The organism is Exiguobacterium sp. s50 (assembly GCF_018618175.1).
GTDB classification, from domain to species: domain Bacteria; phylum Bacillota; class Bacilli; order Exiguobacteriales; family Exiguobacteriaceae; genus Exiguobacterium; species Exiguobacterium chiriqhucha.
In genome coordinates this window covers 14,867-34,880 of sequence record NZ_JACSLP010000010.1, presented here as the reverse complement: position 1 = coordinate 34,880, position 20,014 = coordinate 14,867, and the positions used below count along the sequence as shown (strand labels likewise).

The following is a 20,014-nucleotide window of genomic DNA, read 5'->3' as shown; positions in this document are numbered from 1 at the left end:
TGCTTTCGTTCATTGGAGACATATGAAACAAGAGACAATTCGATAAAAAACGGCTGAAGCCTAGCATCTAGATAAAATAAATTCGAAAGGAGCTCGTCATGTATCATTACCTGAACGACATATAACCTTATATTCGCGGACCGCCTTATGATTTGTCTCGAACTTACTAGACAAATCAAATGAGGAGCGGATGATATGAATCGGAACATAGTAGTTTTGTTAGCTGTACGTGTGATTGCGAATTTCGCGGATAGTTTTTATTTTTTAGCATCGGTATGGTACGTCAAAGACATGACGGACTCGTCTTTTTGGGTTGGCGTCACGACGTTTGTGGCAATGGTGCCGGTTGCGTTTCAAGTGCTGTATGGACCGTTGATCGATCGTTACGACAAAAAGAAGTTATTGCTTTGGGCAATGGCAGTGCAGGCGACTGTCTTCACAATCCTCGCGAGTTTATATGTAATAGATGAACTGTCGGTAGGGGTCGTCATTGTCGGTTTGTTCGTCGCGACGTTGGCGAGCGAATTGAGTTATCCAACGGAGTATGCACTCGTTCCGACTCTCGTTCGGGAGGCGGACCTACAAAAAGTCAATGCACTCTTCACGTTCACCTATCATAGTCTCGATATCTTGTGCAATGCCATTGCTGGGATTTTGCTTGCGCTTATTGGTGTCGGTCTCGTCTATACGAGTAACGCCATCCTCTATCTGTTTTTATTTGGGGGGATTGGCTTTTTGTTACGCATCAACGAAACAAAGGCCCACACACCAAGTGATTTTACGTATTTTGCTGATTTACAATTTGGATTTCGTTACGTATGGAAACTCGGTTCGTTTCGCACGTTGATTCTTGTCTTCACGTGCCTTAACTTCATGATTTCGATCTCGCTTGGCGTCCTCCCGATTTTGGCGACGACGGAACAGGAATACGGCTTATGGCTTGCAGCCATTTCGATTGGTACGTTATTGGGAAGCGGCTTATCGATTCGATTTGGCGTTCGTTCGTTACGATGGACATTCGTCTTGGCAACCGGATTCGGTGGAGTCGCTTGGTGCATCTCGGCATTTTGGTTGAATCGTAATTTTGGCGTGACGTTGATTTGTTTTAGTATGGCTTGGGTGGCGATTGGGATGATGGGGATTCAATTTCAAACGCTTCTTCAGCGTCAAATCGAACCTGATTATTTAGGACGCGTATTGACCGTTGTCTATGCCCTTCAAGGAATATTGGCTCCGTTCGGTTATTTACTCGGTGGAGCGCTCGCGGACTGGGTTGGACACGGATTACTGTATCTCGTCGGGGCAGTTACCTTATTAGGTATGAGCCGCTATTTTTTGAGAAATTCTTTTTTGAAATCTTCTATTGCGATGCACGATCAAGCTGTGTGACGCAGACGCCGTACAGCCTTTCCGAAAAAGACTGTACGGTGCTTTGTTAAATCAACATGTCGAACAGTGAAGGCGAAAAACATGCGAAAAATTGTGGAGCATCATAAATGATCCATATCAAAGGAGATCAAGAAAGTGAATGCACGAACCAAAATGTGGTAGGGGCTCGCCATCCTTCACGGGATTTCCGTATGATTTTCCCGCTGTTGCTGTGCGGGTTTCAGATTCTGTTAGCGAGACAAGAACAGGAAGTGTCCTTAGACGAATGAATGTTAGTCCGGTGAAGTCTAATAACCCTCATCCTGATATGGGTTCGCATATAAATCGATGTCAAACTCGGCACGGATCCGATGGGCGAATTGAATCGTCTCCAAATCAAACACAAGCGACGGTGTTTGACCGCCTTCCATTACGATTACGATGATGAATCGCGCTTTGATGTCGTCATACGCACTGTAAATGTCATCTAAAATTGGTTCTTTTCCACGAAGTTGAGCAATGATATGTTGCAGCTGATCGTTCACATCAAATGAAGGCTGATAGCCCGTACCGAGTGACCACGATGTATGTTCGCGAGGATGGGAAGAATAGCCTTTTTCACCTCGTTTGAAGGTTTCTGTAGGAATGATTCCTAGCCGACGCGTCACATCTTCGATTGAGAAATCATCGGCAAGCAGTTGGAAATAGACCAGGACTTCGGTTTGTGTAGAATTCATGAACACCCTCTTTTCTTTGTATGACAGTCTACTTGAATATAAACGATGCAATCGTAAGAAAGGAATATGAATATGACCCAACGCGAACGGTTTGACCATTTATATGAGGCGGGGAAACGTTCCACCCGCCAAGCACTTCTTCTTGGAGTGTTTATCGTCTTACTTGGCGTCATCTTTTGGTTCACAGGCGAGCGTCGACTCGCTGAACTGGTATGGTTCATCTTGTTCATTCCGGTCGTCTCGTTCGTCAAAGTGTGGGCGCGGACGAAAACGCTGCTCACGTTCAACGAGGCTCCTGATTATCGGCGTCTCGTCTGGTATGAATATTGGAGTGGGATGGCTGTGATTGCGATCTTTTGTATATTGATTGTGACGTTGCTGTTACGTCCGGAACAAGCGAATATTTTGATTCTCGTTGTGGCGTTCAATCTATTTGCGTGGATTGCCTCTTCTAAGATTGATCAAAAGCTTGCTAACATCGACCCGGAACACGTGACGCATAAAGCCTATGAACGCGGTAAAGTCGGTTTCTTTTTAAAATAAAGGCAGTCAAAAAGGAGTAGCACACGCTACTCCCTTTCGTTTACCCGATCGACCAATTGTTTCGCTTCAAGCAGCGACAGGCCATATGTCTCACGTAAGAATTTAACGGTCGGGACCACGCCAATCGTATCGATTTTTTCTTTAATCGACGCATGAAACTCAGCATCTTGAACGATTGGTTCGGTATGAAGTTGTTTTCGTTTCAATGCACTCATGTCCTTTGCTTGTTGCGCAATGATATTGATCAAGAAGGCGTTCAAGATCAATGAAGCAATCAACATGACAGTAGTCCAATCCATTCAACCACTCCTTTCGACTTAATCATCGATGATATCGAAACTGTAAGCATTGGTGAGCGGGATCAACTCATAACTGAGCTGTTGTTCGTCCACATCGTGAGTGATGTCAACATTAAGGGCGTGTCTCTATTTTTTCTTCGATTCGCTCGAGGCGCTCTACTAAGACGTCGAACTGTTGTTGCTGATGAGCCGCGGTTTGACGATTCAACTCAAGTCGCGCGTCCGCTCGCTTCTCGTAGCGACCGATAAATCGAACAATCATCACGATGACCGCGATGAGTAACGCGAGTGGGACAATGATTGCCAATAAACTAAATAGTAAGGTGATTAATACATTCATGCTTTTTCCTCCTTTATGTAATCCATACGGCTAGTATACTTCCAAATTCAGACAAACCCAAACGATTCCCATGATGGATAAGGAAACGGCAGGTCAGTTATGCTAACAGTATCTTCTTAAAAAGGAGTGGACCTATGGCAATTTACTATACATATCAACATGCGGGTGCATGGGAAGCGGCGAACGAGTGTGGATACTTGTTTGGGAATCCGGCGTACGGCATTTTTCAAGACGAGGATTACGCGTATCATCGCCCTGCTTACGACTGGCTCGCAGAACAATATGAACGACGGACGGAGGTCTCGCTTCATGGAAACTATCCGGTTTGGTTGAGCAAAACAAAGCCAGACGTCGCACGGGGTGGCTACTTGGAACCTGGAGAACCGGGCGTCGTGCTGACGGTCGAGTTGCCGGACGCACACGTGCTCGAAGTCGAGGCCGGTTACTGGACGTTCGCGTTGAATCGGTATTTTCTCTCGTTTGAAGACCGGGAAGCTAAAGGCGAGGAAGAGTTGAAAAAATCATGGGAGAAGATGTTCGACCGCGACTGGTGCGAATCGATTGTCGAGGAGTACCCGGAGACGAACACGAAATATCACTATCTCGTCGATCGGATTTATCTCGAGCAAGTGCTCGACGTGACGACGTTTATTGAGGAGGGTGTGTGATGGAGCTACCGACACGACTAGGTACAGACGAGGCGGGTTACGTCATCAATCAAACAGACGTGATACGTATCCAACCGATGTTTCGGCCAGTGCTCGATGCAGTGATTCAGTTGTTGCGAGAAGAATTCGCAGAAGCGCTACATAGCGTATATGTATACGGAAGCGTCGGTCGTGGGACGGCTGTAGTCAGACGGTCCGATTTAGACGTGACGGTCATCGTCAAACGGGAAGTGGACGTTGACGTATTAAAGCGACGGACTATGCTTCTGGTGCAGGAACATCCGGAAGTAGTCAAAATTGATTATGACATCGGGCTGTTGGATACAGTGCTTGAGCCCACTAATCACGTTGAATGGGGCTTTTGGTTACGTCACATGTGTGCATGTGTTGACGGGACTGACTTGTCTCATCGTTTTCCGTACATGAAACCGGACGAGCGCATCAGCCGAGCGTTGAATCGAGATTTGTTCGATCAGTTACGAGAAGCGCGAGTGAAATTGACGACAAGACGTATGACGGAAAACGGAAAACGGTCACTCGTCAAACGGATGATTCGAGGCGCGTATTTGACAATCAACGTCGAAGATCAAAGTTTTGTATCGACAATCCCAGACAGTCTGTTTGTGTTACGCCTTTATTTTCCGAACAGTGAAATCATAGATGACTTAGAGCGAGGCATGGAGTCAGAAGAAGTGCAAGATGACTGGTTGGGTAAGTTGATTGAGCAGTATGAATCGTTGTTTCTTCCAAGATGACAGTCATTTATTAAAGCGACTTCTGTTGGTCTAAATCATCAAAATGAAATTCTATATGAAGCATTCCTACTAAAACGTATAACTGAATCAATGACTTAACGAAAAGGGGAATATAAATGATTTCAAAAAACAATAAGCCCTCGAATAAGAACATACCTAACATGATAAGAAGGAAAATGAACGTTTTACCTCTTTTGAATCGAGAAAATAGGCGAATGCCTACAAGGAACGGATAAAGTAGCGTCTTAACTGTGTTGGGCATGTTGGTAAATCCTTTCTTAGACGTTACCGTTCATTGAGCGGAACATATCCTGGCTTTGTGCGTCTACGTCTGACATCCGATTCGAAGTAATACATTGGGGTGAACAATCCTGCCAAAAGGTAAATTCTAAAAACGGTTTCTAGTAAGAGCGACACTTGGAGGCCATATCCGATGATAAGGATATGGGCAGGAACAAAGAACAGCATGAATGCATAAGACATTGTACTTTCAGTTTTGATAAATCGATATAGCCCCCGCATCAGCCAGATGTATGGAAATAAGATGTAATAGAAGACACGCTTCACGTCGTAACGCCCTTTCCTGAGCGGTGCGCCCAAATTATGTATATTCGTCTTTTTCAGTATAATGGGAGCACCACGTATAGAGAAGGAGTATTTATATGACCAAATCAATCGCCATCATCGGGGCAGGCGTGAGCGGCTTGTATGCCGCGTCGCTCCTCACTGAGAAAGGCTATGACGTCACCGTGTTCGAGGCGCGTGACCGTATCGGGGGACGTGTGTTGAGCCATGACGGGTTCGACCTCGGCCCGACCTGGTATTGGCCAGAGACGGAGACGACAATCACGCAACTGATCGAACGACTCGGTCTCCCGACGTTCTCTCAACACACGACCGGGGATTTGATGCTCGAGCGCCAGTTCGGTGTCATCGAACGCCATACGCTCCCGCCAGGTCATATTGTTCCATCGATGCGACTCGTCGGGGGCATGGCCAGCTTGACGACGGCGCTCGCTTCGACACTACCGGCAGGGACAATTCAACTCGAGTCGACGGTCACCTCGATCAAACAGACCGAAGATGAGGTAACGATTGAACTCGAAACAGGATGGTCCCAAGCTTTCACACACGTCATTATGGCCATCCCGCCACGACTCGTCTCACGTATCAGCTTCCAACCAGAACTGTCTGAAACGACGAAGTCGAAGCTGGCAAACACGCCGACCTGGATGGCTGGACAGGCGAAAGTACTCGCCGTCTACGACCGCCCGTTTTGGCGAGACAATGGTTTATCCGGTCAAGGCATGAGCTGGGCCGGGGTGTTGCAGGAGATCCATGATGCTTCGCAGCCGGGTGGACTTGCGGCGTTGTTCGGCTTCTTCCGGTTGTCTGCTGCCGAACGCTCGGTATTCGACCAAGACGAACTGAATCGTCGCGTCATCGATCAACTCGTGCGCCTATTCGGGGAAGAGGCGCGGCAGCCGCGTGAAGTTATATACGTCGATTGGTCGAGTGATCGGCATACGGCCACGGTTCAAGATGGGGTGCCGTTGACCGACTTCCCTGTCTATGAGCCGATCGCACTCGATTCAGCATGGGAAGGATGGCTCTCACTCGCCGGGACGGAGACGGACTCCTTGTTCGGCGGTCATATCGAAGGCGCGCTCCGGGCAGCGGAACGTGTCGTCAATCAACTCTAACTAAAAATGCGTATCCTCCCGAGTCAGGGACGATACGCATTTTTCATTTGAACTTTTTAATCATCAGCGCGAGTGAGCGATTGATCATCGTCATCTCATCATCTTCGAGCACGGAGAACATCTCTTCGGCGAGCCGTTCTTCAATCGCATCGATTTGTTTCGAATATGCCATACCGATTGGGCCGAGACGGATGAAACTCTCACGTAAGTTGTCCGGGTTCTTCTCTTTTTGGACGAACTCACGTTGTTCGAGCACTTTGAGCACTTGGCTGACCGCACTTTTCGAGATATTCATCTTCGTCGCAATCTCGGTCGTCGTCCATGTGTCTTGTCGTTTGAACAGAAGTAACATCTGTTCTTGCTGGTAACTGAGTTCGAATTCGTTCAACTCGGTAAAGTATTTGGTGAACAACAAGTCGAGCTCGTCGATTTGACGATACATCTCGATGACTTGTTGTTTGCGTGTGTCGTTCAATCGTCGTTCTCCTTTCATCGCGTGTCACGGAACGTCTGGCTCCGAACGTATAACACGATACTGCATACTAATCCGATTATACCAAACGAGATGAGGAGCGTTTGAATCGGTACGGCCAGGGCGACCAGAATCGACAGGACAGCGAACGCTATCGGTTCTAGTCCGGATGCGGCGAGCGCCATGATGCTCATGACCCGTCCGATCTTGTCATGGTCGCTATGTTCTTGCATGAGTGTGACCGTCGGCAAATAGACGAGCATCAACATAAACCCGCTCGCGGCCGCAGCCAAGGCGAGAAGCGTGATGGACTGCGCCTGCGTATAGAGGAAGAAGGCCCCAATCGTCAAAAACAGGACGCGGAAGACGAAGCGTCCACGATGGACCGAGCGGAACAACAGGACGAGAAAACTCGCCACGAACGTCCCGACGGCAAGCCCACCTTCAATCAGACTCAAGTCAAACGCGTTGCCGCCCCGTTCACCGACGAGAATCGGGATGCTCATGATGAGTGGTCCCATGACGAACAAGTTGACGATAGCAATCGATAACGTCCCGCTCCGCAAAATCGGCGTGCTCGAGACGTAACGGATGCCCTCTTTCAAATCGACGATGACATGACTGAGCGACATGGCACGGGCGAGGGGGATGGAGTCACGAATCAAGCGCGGCATAATCAAGATAGCGGCGATGAAAATCAAGACGGCTGCTGTCCCGAAACTGAGCCCGAAGCCGCCCCATGTGAGTAACGCTCCGGCGAGGAAGGGGCCGAATACGAACATGAGCTCGAGCGTCCCTTGGAAGAGCGAGTTGGCGCGTTGCAGCTCTTCTTGTTTGACGAGCGACGGGATCAAGGAAGACAACGCCGGATAGGACATGCCGTCGAGCAGTCCGAACACGATGGAAATCATAATTAAGGCGAACACCGAATACGCGTCCGCAAGATGGAGCGCCACGACCGCGACCATGAGAAGACCTTGCCCGAGGTTCGTCAAAAACAAGAGCTGACTCTTTTGGAATCGGTCGGCGAACACACCACCGAATATCATCATCACGACACGCGGCAACGAGACGGCGGTCATGATAATCCCGAGGAGAGCCGGTTGCTTCAGCACATCGATCGTGAGCCACGATACGCTCAAGAAGAAAATCGAGAAGCCGAGCGTGAGCGTCATGCCGGATAACCACGTGAATACGAAGCGTGGATTTTGTAGCAAATTCATAAAGAAAACCTCAGTCTTTCTGTCTTTTAATATAGTTAAGTTAACTAAACTATAAGGCGTAGTGACTTTCCCGTCAAGCGAGTAGGCAGTTACAAAACAATTGTAAAAAAACGGAACTTTTTTCCCTAAGAGTCGTATAGTTAGCTAAGAGGTGAACGATATGAACAAACAAGAACGATTACATAGCGTGAAACAAATGAATGTACAGTGGATGTTGTTACGGCTCGCCTTCGCCCTTCCGACCGGTGTGCTCGTTTATTACTTTTTACAGTCGCAAGGCTCACCGATGATTATGGCAGCGTTCCTTCTATCGTTGACCAGTGCGGCAAGTGTTTTGTTTATGAGGGAAGCGCGCTTCGTCAGAGCATTAACGGCGCATGATCAAGCGAAGAAGGTGATCGGTATCCAATATCAACTCGATTACTTGTTCGTCATCATGATGGCCGTGATTTTTCCGATGATGATGCGACTGAATATCCTGACCAACCTGATTCCTTTCCTTCTATTCGTCAGTGGCAGCGCGTTAATCTGGTTTACGCAACATAAACTCGATCAACAGTTAAACTGGATGGATGTAGAACAACCGACCCGTCGCGAGATTCAACGCACAAGGTTCACATGGTGAGGTTGAAAAGACACGAGGTTAGCGTGTGAGTCCATCACAAATAAAGGAGTAGCTTATGAATAAACATCAGCGTTTGAAGCAAATGGTTACCGCAAACCGGAAATGGCTTCTCGTACGACTCGGTTTTGCGATTCCGGTTGGGGTATTGCTTTTCTTCTTTCTGCAAACTGAGACACGATCGCTCATGTACGGAAGTTTGATGGTCGTGTCGCTGTTGGCGTACGGCGTGATGATTGGGCGGGAAAGTCGATTCATGAGCAGTTTCACAGACCACATTCGAGCGAAGCGGGTCATCCACATTCAATATGTGTTCGACTACATGATGGTTGTCTTCAGCTGTTTGTTTTTCCCGTTGCTCATGAAGCTCGAAACAATCAGTTGGGTCCCATTCTTCATCTTCTCTTTTACAGCGTTAGCGCTAGTGATTGTCGAGCGGTTACTTGATGAGAAAGTAAAGCTGATTGATTCCCAGCAACCGACGCGTCGAGACGTCAAGCGGGAAAGTTTTTAAGGGGGGATTTGATGACCAAACAAGAACGCATCAATCTGATTTATAAAGCGAATGTGAAGACGGCCGTTTTCCAAAGTTTGCTCACGTTTCCAATGGTGTTTTGTCTCGTCGGATTTATCGAATCGGATTCATGGAACGGTTGGTACGTGGCGGGAGCGCTCGTCTGTCTGTTGCTATTAGGCGGAATCTTCTTCAAGGCGAATCGAGTCGAGACCGAGTTGACCGAGCAAGAGGAAGTCAAAAAGATGATCGTCCGTCGGAACGGATTTGTCTTTGCGCTGTTCGTCCTTTTCCTTTTGTCGTTTGCCCTGACGCTTAAGCTAGGGTGGACATACGCGTGGATATTAGGTGTAGCGGTCGGTGTCATCTATGTCGGGTATCGTTTGATCCGAAAGCAAGACGAGCGGTTGATGAACATCGATCCGGAGCATCCGATGCTTCGTGAGATACGGCTCGACAACGTCAGAGACTGAGGAGGGATGAGATGGATCGAGAAGCCCGGACTGAGGCATTGTTACAAATCTACACGACGTATCGTCGTTTCATGATTGGAAGCAGTGTCGTCATCTTTGTGAGCGCGCTTTATTTCATGATGCACACGACATATTCTGGCATGATTGCGGTGGCCAGTCTTGTGCCCACACTGTTTTTCGAATGGAAACAGACCGTCCTGTATCTTCGGTTCAATGACGACTGGACATATCGGCGTCTCGTGAAAGGACAATTCTTTATCTTGGTGGCTACCTTCCTCACGTTGTTCAGTCTCATCACCCTGTTTTTGACGGGGCAGATTCATCCGGACGTGTTGATGTGGGCGATGGTCATCGGGGCACCACCGTCTGTGTTGTTGCCGCTGTGGATGGACCGAAAACTGCTCAAACTCGACCCGGAACACGTCACGTCAAACATGCTGGCTAAAGCCAATCGTGAGAAGCTGAAGCGTCGACTTGACGGAATCAATGATTAGAAAAGGAATGGAATCGTATGACGAAACAACAACGGATTGACGAAATGAACCGATACCGTGAGCAAAAGAAGCGGCGGCGAGACATGCTATTCGCTCCTGTCCCTGGACTATTGTTTGTCACGCTGCTCGCCGATCAACTGTGGTGGGTATGGGCAGGTTTGATGAGTATATTCGCAATCGGTTCGATTGTATATGTAATACAAGAGGGCAAGGCGCTCGCCAATCTGTCTGCGGAACGGAAAGCGCAAGTCGCGACGCGAAACGTCTACTGGGTGTTAAGCGGATGGTACGTCATTATCATCGGTAGCGTGGCAAGTTATAAATTGGAGGCTCCATGGTGGACGTGGATTCTCACCATTGGGATTGCCGTCACGTTGCCGCTTTTGTATAAACGCTTCAACGAAGCTGTCCAAAGCGCAGATACAGCCCAACCGGTCCGATCTGAATTGATGACGACGCGGGGGTTGATGTGATGATCTTGACGAAACAAGAACGAATCGAGCGATTACTTGCGCATGAGGATGCGACGTGGCACTGGCGCTACTGGGGCCTTTTCTTCAGCCTTGTCGCTGTCGCGTTCATCTCGTATCAGACATCGATTTACTTACCGCTCATCCTATTTGCTGTGTATTTTCCCCAATTGTGTGTCGCGTGGTGCAAGACGAAAGTGTTGCTGACATTTAATCCGGATCCTCGCTATCGACGTTGGATTTACAGTGATTTCATCGTCGAATGGTTCATCTTTTTGCTGTTCATCTGTCTACTCGCTGCCTATCACACGGGCCTTCTCACGATTTGGCCACTCATGGTCATGTTGGTGACTGGGACGATTGGCGGGTTACTGTTTTCATACATGGTCAACCGAATCGTTCTGACATTTGATCAACATCACGTCACGAATCGGATGTTCGACGAAGCGAAAACTGAGCGCCGTACACATCAAAAGACGAGTTCCTGATAGTCGGAACTCGTCTTTTTTGATATTTCAGGACATCGGTCCTTTAGGCTCGAGCGCTCGAGGCGTAAGCTTGAGACGTACACAGTATATAGAGAGAATCGAGGAAGAGACTATGTTAGCCATTGTAATTGGACTCGTCATCGGGATTTTGTTGCCGATGCAGACGAGCGTGAACTCACGTCTGCGCACCATCGTCGGGTCACCGTTCGTCGCGTCGTTCCTGTCGTTCGCGATCGGGACGACCTTTTTAACACTTATGTTATTACTCACCGGGCAGTCGTTCGGGATTGAATCGTCCATCTTCCGAGCAGAACCGCTTTGGATGTGGTCGGGCGGCTTGTTGGGGGTCATCTTTTTAACGGGTAACATCCTCTTGTTTCCAAGGCTCGGCAGCGTTCAGACTGTCATCATGCCGATTTTTGGACAGATTTTGATGGGACTGTTGATTGACCACTTCGGTTGGTTCAACTCGGCCGTCAACGTCCTCACGCCGTGGCGCGTGTTCGGGGCCTTGCTCGTATTACTTGGCGTCGTCGGGACGGTCGCACTTACGGACTGGATTAACCGTCGCCGCGGCAAACTCGTCGCCCCATCGCAGACGGGAACCGGCAATTTGAACGTCTGGCGCCTCGTCGGAATCGGGACCGGGATGATGAGTGCGACGCAGACGGCCATCAACGGCTATTTGGGAACGGTGCTCGAATCGGCTTTGAAAGGGGCGCTCGTCTCGTTCGTCGTCGGGACGGTGACGTTACTGCTCATCTTGCTCGTCTTGCGGCCGAACGTCGAAAGGGGGGGGCTACGCGGGCAGCCGTGGTGGATTTGGCTCGGCGGCATCATCGGGGCACTGTTCATCGGCGGTAATGTGTTGATCGTGCCAATGGTCGGGACCGGCATCGCCGTCGTCATCGTCATTGTCGGCTTGCTGTGCGGAAGTCTGCTCATCGACCGCTTCGGCTGGTTCGGGGCCGCGAAGAACCCGGTCACCGGGATTCAACTCGTCAGTTTACTCGTCATGGTCATCGGGATCATGCTGATTCGTTTGTCATAGGGGAGGAAAGGCATCATGCGCGGAGTACTGTTCGCCATCAGTGGAGGTTTCTTTTTGACACTGCAGAGCGTCGCCAACGCTCGCATCAGTTCAAGTATCGGGACGTGGCAGGCTGCGACGTTGACGCAATTGACGGGCTTTCTCGTCGCGCTCGTGATCATGCTCGTCGTCCGCGACCGGACGTACGTCCACATGCGTCGCGTCGAGCCGCTCTATTTGTCAGGGGGCGCGTTCGCCGCGTTCATCTTGTTCAGCAATATGACGGCCGTGCATGAGCTCGGCGTCACCCTCACCATCTCGTTGTTCTTGATTGCCCAGCTTGCCCTCGCGCTCGTCATTGACTGGCGCGGCTGGTTCGGGATGTTGCGCCGTGACTTGAACCGGACGCAACTGCTCGGGGTCGTCATGATGATTGTCGGGATTCTCGTATTGAAAGGATGACGTGCGATGGAACAGATTGAGCGTTACATGAAGCAATATGGACTAAATGAGGTGCTCCCATCATCCGTCCCCATCTCATGCACGTCCGTTACGTACCGGGGGAGGCGATTTGCATCCAAGGCGCTGAGGCCGAGCAGCTCCACTTTCTCGTCAATGGAAAGATTCGGGTGGCCCACACGTCGGCGGCCGGGAAACGGCTCGTCTTGTCGTTCAAATATCCACTCGACTTGATTGGCGACATCGAATACGTCCGCCGCACGCCGTTCTTGAACACGGTCGAGGCGGTCACGCCGGTCGAGATGCTCGTCGTCCGCTTCGAGGATCTCGCGCGTCACGCCCAAGACGATGTCACGTGGCTGCATTATCTGCTCGAAGGGATCACGAAGAAGTTTGAGATGAAGTCGCAGTCGATGAGTTTCAACTTGTTTTATCCGGTCGATGTGCGGCTCGCGAGCTATCTGTTGTCGATGACACCGGAAGAGACGACACTCGGGTCGACCGTCGATGAGTTGACCGACATCGCCGACTTGATTGGGACGAGCTATCGCCACGTCAACCGGACGCTCAAGCGGTTCGTGGAACAGGGGTTGATTGAACGGGATCGTCGGTCGATTGCCATCGTTGATCGCGCCGGATTGATTGCCGTCACCGGGGAGAGTATTTATGAATGAGGAGGACACGTCATGGCACTTGGAATGATGCTCGCGGTCATGGGCGGCATGCTCGTCTGTGTGCAAAACACGTTCAACGCCAAAGTGAAAGAACAGGTCGGGGCATGGGCGACGACGACGCTCGTGCTCGCCCTCGGCTTCTTGGCGTCACTGTTCGTCGGATTGATCAGTGAAGGAATGGCTCTGTTCGCGGTCACAGGGATGGAGACGTGGTACTGGTTCAGCGGCATCATCGGGGTCGGCGTCGTCATGAGTGTGACGCAAGGCGTTCAACAGCTCGGACCGAGCCACGCCATCTCGATTGTCATGGTGTCGCAAATCCTCTTCGCGCTCCTGTGGGACACGCTCGGCTGGTTCGGGCTCGAAGCCATCCCGTTCACGTGGAAGACAGCGCTTGGCATCGTATTGATTGTGGGTGGGGTGTTGTTGTTCCAATTGAGTGGAAAAAAAGAGACGGCTCATCAAAAAGCAAAGCAGGTCGGTTAAAACGATTTTCGACAAGTTGAACAAGTTTGCCCGTGTTCCTGCCGTTTGACGACGGTTTGGCAATGCGGGCATTTTTTTGTGAGCGAGGCGCTTGGTTGAATGGGGGAGCGGTCGCCAAACGATGACGGATAGATGGTATAAGAGCGGGTCACAATGAAGCCGACGATACCGAGCAGGACGACTAAAATCAGAATATCCATCGAAATACCTCCTAATTATTGGTATGCTACTTGTATATACGGTAAATGTCCGAATTGGTTTCAAGGAGGAACAAATGATGATGACGCGAGAAGAACGAATCGAGCAGTTACAGATACGACCGAAAAAAGGGGTCTTTAAATTATTATGGGCTACCGCGGCTGGACTAGGGCTAGGGTGGTGGATTTACGCCAATGCGTCGTTGCCACTACTTGCCATACTCTCCTTTTTGATGATGACGGCTGTCCCGCTCAGTCATGTAGCTTGGAAAAAGACACGCGTATCTGTGACGTTCAATGAAAGTCGATCCTACAAACGGTTGATTCGGGCGAAAGGCGTCATCGCGATTGCGATGTTATGGGTCATGCTCGGTCTGATGGGCGGGTATGTATCAGGATACTTCGGATTGCCGGTATTCAGCGGACTGTCGGCGGTGTTGATTGCAGGCATGTTAGTGGTTGAGACGTGGCTCGATACCCGCTTGCTTCGGATCGATCACGAGCATGTCGCGGATAGCTTGCTTGGATTTACGAAACGTGAGCGGTTGAAGAGAGGGTGGGACAAAATGTGAAACCTGTTACCTTCTTCTTTCGTAAAAGAAGGTAACGAGATTTGATTAGGGGGATTGGATGGTTGACCATAACATGAGACTTGAACGCATGATGGAGAACGATCGAAAGCGTCAAAGACAAATGTTGTATCCGACGATAGGAATCATTGCACTGTTCATTATCTATTTTTGGATGACGGACGTCCTCTTACTGTTGCCGATTATCTTGGTCGGACAGCTACCCGTGCTGTACAAAGGATGGCACCGGATGAAGTTGTTGCTCACCTTCAACGAGGATGCTCGCTACCAACAGAAAGTACGGTCCGAGTTCGGCTTGGCCGTCGGGAACATCGTGTTTCTCTTGTTGTTGATTGCGAGCTCGATGCTCGGATGGATTACGTTGCTCACATTCATCATCGTGATCATCGTCGGTCTGATCACATTTCTGGCGCTTGGGATTCGCATCGACCGTGAGTTGAAAACGATTGACTCGGAGCACGTGACCGCGACGGAGCTTGGTAAGGCGCAACTCGAGCGCGAAAAACGAAAGTCATCATGATGGGAGTACTTTACTATGGTTAATAAAAATGAACGACTAAAACAAATGGTCGAGAACGACCGTAAAGTGAACCGGACGGCACTCCTGCTCACGTTCGCGATTTTAGGAATCGCTTTTTACTTCATCTTCACGCAAGAAATCTCGTTATTGACGTTTGCCGTCATCATCATGGCGACGCAGCTGCCAAGTCTCTATCGGGCATGGCACCGGATGAATTTACTGCTCACCTTCAATGACGACGCACGCTATCAAAAGTTCGTACGCCTCGAGTTCGGCATCGTCCTCGCGAACATTATCCTGCTTGGCATCTTTATCGCCATCGCTTGGGCGATTGAAGGCTCGCTCGTCGTCTTCGCCATCATGTTGCTCGCGTTGTTCATCCCATTCATTTTCCTATCAGTGTGGGTGAATCGGAAGATTGAATTGATTGATCCAGAACACGTGACAAACCATGAGCTGCGGACGGCGCATCGCGATGAAGCGAAACGCCAGCTCAAATAAGGAGGCATCTGATGGATATGCGAGTGTTTGACATGCTCTGGTCACTTGGGACCTACGCTGTCGTGTTAGGCGGAATCATTTTTGTATTGAAGCTGATTGTCGGAAAATCGAATACAGGCAACTAAAAGAAGCATCTGACGCGACGTCAGATGCTTCTTTTCATGAAAACATGCCCACCAAGATTCCGCAGATGACCATGCCAATCGTATAGAACTTGAAGCGGTGTCGTTCCCAAAACGAGTCGGTCATCGATTTGTGACTCCGTCGCGTTTCGCAATCTTATCGCTCACTTGCTGGCCGCTCAATGTCACCATCGGCATGCCGCCGCCGGGATTGACCGTGCCGCCGACGAAGTAGAGGTTGTCGTACAGCTCGCTCTGCTTCTTGTGCTTAAAGCCGCCGTTCTGTTTCTTATCGGCGACGGTCCCATAAATCGCGCCTCGGTCCGAGCCGTACGTACGCTCGATATCATGCGGCGTCCAGACGTCACGTGTCACCGTATGTTCCCGCAACCCGTCCAAGCCCATCCGCTCGAGCTTATCGAGGACACGCTCTTCAAAGGCGGCGTAGTCCTCTGGCGTGAACGGGTTGTCCTGGATGTACGGGATGTGCGGCAAGATCTTAATGTTCTCATGCCCAGGCGGTGCCTGTGTCGGGTCGGTCTTATTGACGTTCACCAAGTAAATCGTCGGGTCGTCCGGCAACTCGTGCTGCTCGAAGATCTTGTCCATCTGTTCGTGCAAGTTCTCCGAGAAGAAGAAGTTGTGGTGACCGAGCGCCGGATACTCTTTGTTCACGCCGAGGTGGAGCACGAAGCCGGAGCTGGCGGGTTCATATTTCTCGACGAGCTTGTCGACGAACTGTTCGTCGGCTTCGACCATCTTCTGATAGAACGGGATGACTTCCATATTGGAGACAAAATAGTCGGCCGAGCGGAGCCTTCCGTCCTCGAGCTCGATGGCCGTCAGTTGACCATTCAGCGTGTGCGCGCGGACGACGCCCTGCCCGGTATGGAGCTGAACGCCAATCTCTTCCGCGAGTTTCGTCAGTCCTTCCGCGAGTTTATGCGTCCCGCCTTCGACGTACCAGCAGCCTTGGGCGTGTTGCATATAAATCATCATGTTGAGGACGGCCGGCGCGCTATACGGGGATGATCCTACGTACTTGACGTAATACGACAGCATCGTCCGTAAATGCGGGTTGTTAATCCGTTTGGCGATGCCGTCGTACATCGTCGACGTCAAATCGAATCCGAACAACGTCGAGAAGAGACCGTTCTTCGCGACCGCTTCGCGCGGCGATTCAAACCCCTCTTTCAAGTATGCCTTCTCTGTCGTGTTATAAATCCGCTCAGCGTATTTCAACAGCTCGCGGTACTCGTGCATGTCTTTGCGTGACAGTGTCGGGTTGGCGCGCTCCATCTTGTCCAAATCGTGATAGAGATCGAGCACGGTGCCATCCGGGAAGAACGAACGCCACTCGAGATCGAGACGTTTGATTGGCACGTAGTCTTCCATCCGCTTGCCGCTACCTGCGAACAGCTTCTCGAAAATTTGTGGCATCGTTAAAATCGACGGGCCGAGGTCAAAGCCGAAGCCGTCTTGTTCGAGCCGATTCACTTTCCCGCCGATATGGTCGTTCTTTTCGTACAAGGAGACGTCGTATCCTTTTTGTGTGAGCGAGATGGCCGCGGAAATCCCGCCGAGCCCACCGCCAATCACAATCACAGACTTGTTCACATTTTGCATAGACGAGCCGCCCTTCTTTCGCCAGTTAAATTTTATAAATCTAAGACATTCTTCTCCGTATACATACCCATTCGAGAAGTATTTTATCCAAATATTAACGTACAAGAGGGAACGGTAAAAGTTTCAATGTGCACGGAGACCACCCGCGACGAGCGGCCCTTCGAACGTGATCATATAGATGATGCGGGCGATGTCCTCGGCCGTTTCGGGTCGGTCGTTGTACAGCCATTCGTAAATGACCCCCATATGGGCCGAGGAAATATAGGACACGAGATAATCGGCCGGCACGAGCGCCTTCGTCTCGTCGAATAAGACTGTCGGGGAACGATGGAACAGCGCCGCATGCATGTACGACCGGAGCCGGGCCTGGAACTGCGGGTCCCCGTTCGGTCTGAGGAGCGGCTTCATCAAGATTTTATTGTCTTCGATGAAACGGATGAACGGGACGAGCAATTGATAGGATGATTCACCACGCTCTTCACCGAAGACGTGAGGGAGGTTTTTGACGAGTTTAAGTTCGGCCTCATGGAAAATCGCTTCAATCGACTTCTCCATCAAGTCGAACTTATCCACATAGTGACTGTAAAATGTCCCGCGATTGATGCCGGCCCGTTCGGTGATCGCTTTCACGGTGACCGCCTCGAACCCGTGCTCGTCAATCAACTCGAGGAAGGCACTTTTAATCAATTGTTTCGTTCGTGTGATGCGTAAATCTTCATGTCCCATCTGAATATTCTCCTTTATCCAACACTTGAGTGAAAACTGTCTGATAACCGACACGATGCCCGATATTGCCGATTGTTGGGCTTTCGGACGAGGTCTATACTGAACATATAAACCAACACGGTGTCTATTAGTCAAGTGTATATGAATCGGGCATCGAAAAGGAGAATCGCTATGGACATTCAACTGAACGGCGTCAGTAAATCGTTCGGTGACCAATTGGCCATCGACCACGTCGGCTTTACCATCAACTCAGGGGACATCTGTTGTCTGCTTGGTCCATCCGGTTCGGGGAAGACGACGCTCATCCGGCTGATGATTGGTGCCTTGAAGGCAGACAAAGGCTCAATTCGCATCGGGGAGACGGCCATGCCGAACATGAGCATGCTGCACAACATCGGCTTCATGCCACAGAACGATGGGCTGTACGACGACTTGTCGGCCGAGGCGAATCTTGAGTTTTTCGGCTCCATCTATAAGCTCGGCAAGACGGCACTGCAGCAACGCATCACGGAAGTGCTCACGCTCGTCGATTTGACGGCCGACCGCAAGAAGCTCGTCCGAAACTTCTCAGGCGGGATGAAAAAACGGTTGTCGCTCGCCATCGCCATCCTGCATCAGCCGGACGTCTTGTTTTTAGACGAGCCGACGGTCGGAATCGATCCTATTTTACGTCGCCAAATCTGGGATCAGTTTCAAGCGATTCGGGCGAACGGCACGACCATCATCGTCTCGACGCACGTCATGGATGAGGTGCTCGAGTGTGACCGGGCCGCGCTCATCTATAACGGTCGCTTGATTGCTTACGATACGGTGCCACATCTGTTAGACAAGACGGACAACGGTCGCGTTGAGGAACTGTTCCTCATCGCCGGTCGAGAAGGAGGGGCGGATCATGCGTAACTTGGCGAAGCGCGTCATCTTTCAGACGCTCAATGATAAGCGGAGTGTCGCCTTGATTTTGATTGCGCCGCTCCTCATCTTGACGCTCGTCTACTTCCTGCTCGGGGATTCGGATTATGTGCCGGTCGTCGCGGTCGATGCGTCCATGCCTGAGCAAATCGTCGATGCGCTAGAAGGGGAGACACTTGAAGTGATTATCGTGGATCTTGAGGACCCGGAGGCGTATCTTAAGGAACACGAGAACGTTGACGCTGTCCTTCTGAAAACGCCGAATTCGACGTTCCTCATGCTTCGAGAACCGTCGACCAAATCATCGAAAGCGGTGCAAGAAATACGAGACGGCTTGAACATGGTCATGCCCTCGGCGGAAGGGACGACGGCTTTCGTATATGGGGAAGCTGGCCAATCGACGTTCGATTCGTTCGGCTATGTGTTCTTGTCGCTGTTCTCGTTCTTCTTCGTCTTCATCCTGTCGGCGATGGCGCTCGTCAAAGAGCGGAGCGGCGGCACGCTCGAACGGCTCTTGATGACTCCAATCAAACGCGGGCAGGTCATCTTGGGGTATACGCTCGGCTATGGCGTATTCGCGGTCGTCCAGTCCGTCTTCATCGTCCTGTATACGATTTACGTGCTTGGGCTGACGTCACTTGGAAACATTGGCTGGGTCATGTTGGTCATGCTGCTCATGGCCGGGACGGCCGTCTTGTTCGGCGCGACGATTTCGGTGTTCGCTCGTTCGGAACTCCAAGTCGTCCAAATGATTCCGTTCACGATCATTCCGCAAGTGTTCTTCTCGGGATTGATCCCGCTCGACTTGATTCCATACGGGCTTGGCAACTTGAGCTACGTCATGCCCATCTTTTACGGGGCGACGGCCATCAAAGAAGTGATGGTGTACGGTAGCGGGTTCGCCGGCATCTGGGGCTACGTGCTCGGCTTGATTGTCTATGCCGGGGTACTCTACTTGCTCAACATGCGGGCGCTCGGGAAGTATCGGGGGCATTAAAAAAGAGT

General features: G+C 50.5%; 28 protein-coding genes. 20 read left to right on the top strand and 8 right to left on the bottom strand.

Features of this window, described 5'->3' with window-relative positions; genetic code table 11:
* The first annotated feature begins 195 nt into the window (after positions 1–195).
* Positions 196–1,389, top strand: a complete 1,194-nt coding sequence (locus KNP68_RS13050) for an MFS transporter (RefSeq protein WP_214799863.1) — start codon at positions 196–198, stop codon at positions 1,387–1,389.
* Positions 1,390–1,676: 287 nt separating this feature from the next.
* On the opposite strand, the gene KNP68_RS13045 is transcribed toward KNP68_RS13050, so the two are convergent.
* Positions 1,677–2,105, bottom strand: a complete 429-nt coding sequence (locus KNP68_RS13045; RefSeq protein ID WP_214799861.1) for a DUF4279 domain-containing protein — start codon at positions 2,103–2,105, stop codon at positions 1,677–1,679.
* Positions 2,106–2,177: 72 nt separating this feature from the next.
* On the opposite strand from KNP68_RS13045, the gene KNP68_RS13040 reads away from it, so the two are divergent.
* On the top strand, positions 2,178–2,648 hold the full coding sequence (locus KNP68_RS13040; protein ID WP_214799859.1) for a hypothetical protein: 471 nt from the start codon (positions 2,178–2,180) through the stop codon (positions 2,646–2,648).
* A gap of 26 nt (positions 2,649–2,674) precedes the next feature.
* Here KNP68_RS13040 and KNP68_RS13035 read toward each other — a convergent pair whose 3' ends face one another.
* Entirely contained in the window at positions 2,675–2,947 is a 273-nt protein-coding gene (locus KNP68_RS13035) for a hypothetical protein (protein ID WP_214799857.1), read from the bottom strand.
* 112 nt (positions 2,948–3,059) lie between these two features.
* Positions 3,060–3,287, bottom strand: a complete 228-nt coding sequence (locus KNP68_RS13030) for a hypothetical protein (RefSeq protein WP_214799856.1) — start codon at positions 3,285–3,287, stop codon at positions 3,060–3,062.
* Between the two features lie 134 nt (positions 3,288–3,421).
* Here KNP68_RS13030 and KNP68_RS13025 point away from each other — a divergent pair, with 134 nt between their 5' ends.
* From KNP68_RS13025 to KNP68_RS13015, 3 genes are all read left to right on the top strand, one after another.
* Positions 3,422–3,955: a DUF3841 domain-containing protein gene (locus KNP68_RS13025; protein WP_214799854.1), complete on the top strand. Its 534-nt coding sequence runs from the start codon at positions 3,422–3,424 to the stop codon at positions 3,953–3,955.
* On the top strand, positions 3,955–4,710 hold the full coding sequence (locus KNP68_RS13020; RefSeq protein ID WP_214799852.1) for a nucleotidyltransferase domain-containing protein: 756 nt from the start codon (positions 3,955–3,957) through the stop codon (positions 4,708–4,710). Before KNP68_RS13025 ends, KNP68_RS13020 begins: the two co-directional genes overlap by 1 nt.
* Positions 4,711–5,372: 662 nt before the next feature.
* Complete coding sequence (locus KNP68_RS13015) at positions 5,373–6,413, top strand: flavin monoamine oxidase family protein (protein ID WP_214799850.1); 1,041 nt, start codon at positions 5,373–5,375, stop codon at positions 6,411–6,413.
* Positions 6,414–6,456: 43 nt separating this feature from the next.
* On the opposite strand, the gene KNP68_RS13010 is transcribed toward KNP68_RS13015, so the two are convergent.
* Positions 6,457–6,888 carry a MarR family winged helix-turn-helix transcriptional regulator gene (locus tag KNP68_RS13010; protein ID WP_021065346.1) on the bottom strand — a complete coding sequence of 144 codons (432 nt, stop codon included), beginning with the start codon at positions 6,886–6,888 and terminating at the stop codon, positions 6,457–6,459.
* A 14-nt stretch (positions 6,889–6,902) separates the two neighbouring features.
* Positions 6,903–8,108 (bottom strand): MFS transporter, encoded by a 1,206-nt coding sequence (locus KNP68_RS13005; protein WP_214799847.1) that lies wholly within the window; start codon positions 8,106–8,108, stop codon positions 6,903–6,905.
* Between the two features lie 160 nt (positions 8,109–8,268).
* Between KNP68_RS13005 and KNP68_RS13000 the strand changes: the two genes are divergently transcribed.
* From KNP68_RS13000 to KNP68_RS12955, 10 genes are all read left to right on the top strand, one after another.
* Positions 8,269–8,733 (top strand): hypothetical protein, encoded by a 465-nt coding sequence (locus KNP68_RS13000; protein WP_214799845.1) that lies wholly within the window; start codon positions 8,269–8,271, stop codon positions 8,731–8,733.
* A 55-nt stretch (positions 8,734–8,788) separates the two neighbouring features.
* The gene (locus tag KNP68_RS12995) at positions 8,789–9,244 is read left to right on the top strand and encodes a hypothetical protein (protein ID WP_029596176.1); all 456 of its coding nucleotides are present in this window, start codon (positions 8,789–8,791) and stop codon (positions 9,242–9,244) included.
* An 11-nt stretch (positions 9,245–9,255) separates the two neighbouring features.
* On the top strand, positions 9,256–9,717 hold the full coding sequence (locus KNP68_RS12990; RefSeq protein WP_029596175.1) for a hypothetical protein: 462 nt from the start codon (positions 9,256–9,258) through the stop codon (positions 9,715–9,717).
* Positions 9,718–9,728: 11 nt separating this feature from the next.
* Positions 9,729–10,211: a hypothetical protein gene (locus KNP68_RS12985; protein ID WP_214799843.1), complete on the top strand. Its 483-nt coding sequence runs from the start codon at positions 9,729–9,731 to the stop codon at positions 10,209–10,211.
* A gap of 17 nt (positions 10,212–10,228) precedes the next feature.
* Positions 10,229–10,684, top strand: a complete 456-nt coding sequence (locus tag KNP68_RS12980) for a hypothetical protein (protein WP_214799841.1) — start codon at positions 10,229–10,231, stop codon at positions 10,682–10,684.
* Positions 10,684–11,169, top strand: a complete 486-nt coding sequence (locus tag KNP68_RS12975) for a hypothetical protein (protein WP_214799839.1) — start codon at positions 10,684–10,686, stop codon at positions 11,167–11,169. The genes KNP68_RS12980 and KNP68_RS12975 overlap by 1 nt, the downstream gene beginning before the upstream one ends.
* Positions 11,170–11,281: 112 nt before the next feature.
* Positions 11,282–12,220 (top strand): DMT family transporter, encoded by a 939-nt coding sequence (locus KNP68_RS12970; protein WP_214799838.1) that lies wholly within the window; start codon positions 11,282–11,284, stop codon positions 12,218–12,220.
* A 15-nt stretch (positions 12,221–12,235) separates the two neighbouring features.
* Positions 12,236–12,661, top strand: coding sequence for a DMT family transporter (locus KNP68_RS12965; protein WP_214716089.1), 426 nt, complete (start codon positions 12,236–12,238; stop codon positions 12,659–12,661).
* Positions 12,662–12,738: 77 nt separating this feature from the next.
* Positions 12,739–13,332: a Crp/Fnr family transcriptional regulator gene (locus tag KNP68_RS12960; RefSeq protein ID WP_251131513.1), complete on the top strand. Its 594-nt coding sequence runs from the start codon at positions 12,739–12,741 to the stop codon at positions 13,330–13,332.
* Between the two features lie 12 nt (positions 13,333–13,344).
* Positions 13,345–13,818, top strand: coding sequence for a DMT family transporter (locus KNP68_RS12955; RefSeq protein WP_214799837.1), 474 nt, complete (start codon positions 13,345–13,347; stop codon positions 13,816–13,818).
* Here KNP68_RS12955 and KNP68_RS12950 read toward each other — a convergent pair.
* Positions 13,815–14,018 (bottom strand): hypothetical protein, encoded by a 204-nt coding sequence (locus KNP68_RS12950; RefSeq protein ID WP_214799836.1) that lies wholly within the window; start codon positions 14,016–14,018, stop codon positions 13,815–13,817. The two genes, KNP68_RS12955 and KNP68_RS12950, sit on opposite strands and share 4 nt — an antisense overlap.
* 77 nt (positions 14,019–14,095) lie before the next feature.
* Here KNP68_RS12950 and KNP68_RS12945 point away from each other — a divergent pair, with 77 nt between their 5' ends.
* From KNP68_RS12945 to KNP68_RS12935, 3 genes are read left to right on the top strand one after another with little or no spacing between them, the layout of a single operon-like run.
* The gene (locus KNP68_RS12945; RefSeq protein WP_214799835.1) at positions 14,096–14,587 is read left to right on the top strand and encodes a hypothetical protein; all 492 of its coding nucleotides are present in this window, start codon (positions 14,096–14,098) and stop codon (positions 14,585–14,587) included.
* 58 nt (positions 14,588–14,645) lie between these two features.
* Positions 14,646–15,125: a hypothetical protein gene (locus KNP68_RS12940; protein ID WP_214799834.1), complete on the top strand. Its 480-nt coding sequence runs from the start codon at positions 14,646–14,648 to the stop codon at positions 15,123–15,125.
* A gap of 15 nt (positions 15,126–15,140) precedes the next feature.
* Complete coding sequence (locus KNP68_RS12935) at positions 15,141–15,626, top strand: hypothetical protein (protein WP_214799833.1); 486 nt, start codon at positions 15,141–15,143, stop codon at positions 15,624–15,626.
* Positions 15,627–15,871: 245 nt separating this feature from the next.
* Here the strand turns inward: KNP68_RS12935 and KNP68_RS12930 are convergent, their stop codons facing one another.
* Positions 15,872–17,374: a phytoene desaturase family protein gene (locus KNP68_RS12930; RefSeq protein ID WP_214799832.1), complete on the bottom strand. Its 1,503-nt coding sequence runs from the start codon at positions 17,372–17,374 to the stop codon at positions 15,872–15,874.
* 123 nt (positions 17,375–17,497) lie between these two features.
* Positions 17,498–18,100, bottom strand: a complete 603-nt coding sequence (locus KNP68_RS12925; protein WP_214799831.1) for a TetR/AcrR family transcriptional regulator — start codon at positions 18,098–18,100, stop codon at positions 17,498–17,500.
* Positions 18,101–18,271: 171 nt separating this feature from the next.
* On the opposite strand from KNP68_RS12925, the gene KNP68_RS12920 reads away from it, so the two are divergent.
* A complete protein-coding gene (locus tag KNP68_RS12920) occupies positions 18,272–19,000 on the top strand; it encodes an ABC transporter ATP-binding protein (protein WP_214799830.1) in 729 nt (242 codons plus the stop codon).
* The gene (locus KNP68_RS12915) at positions 18,993–20,006 is read left to right on the top strand and encodes an ABC transporter permease (protein ID WP_214799829.1); all 1,014 of its coding nucleotides are present in this window, start codon (positions 18,993–18,995) and stop codon (positions 20,004–20,006) included. The genes KNP68_RS12920 and KNP68_RS12915 overlap by 8 nt, the downstream gene beginning before the upstream one ends.
* Positions 20,007–20,014 lie beyond the last annotated feature (8 nt).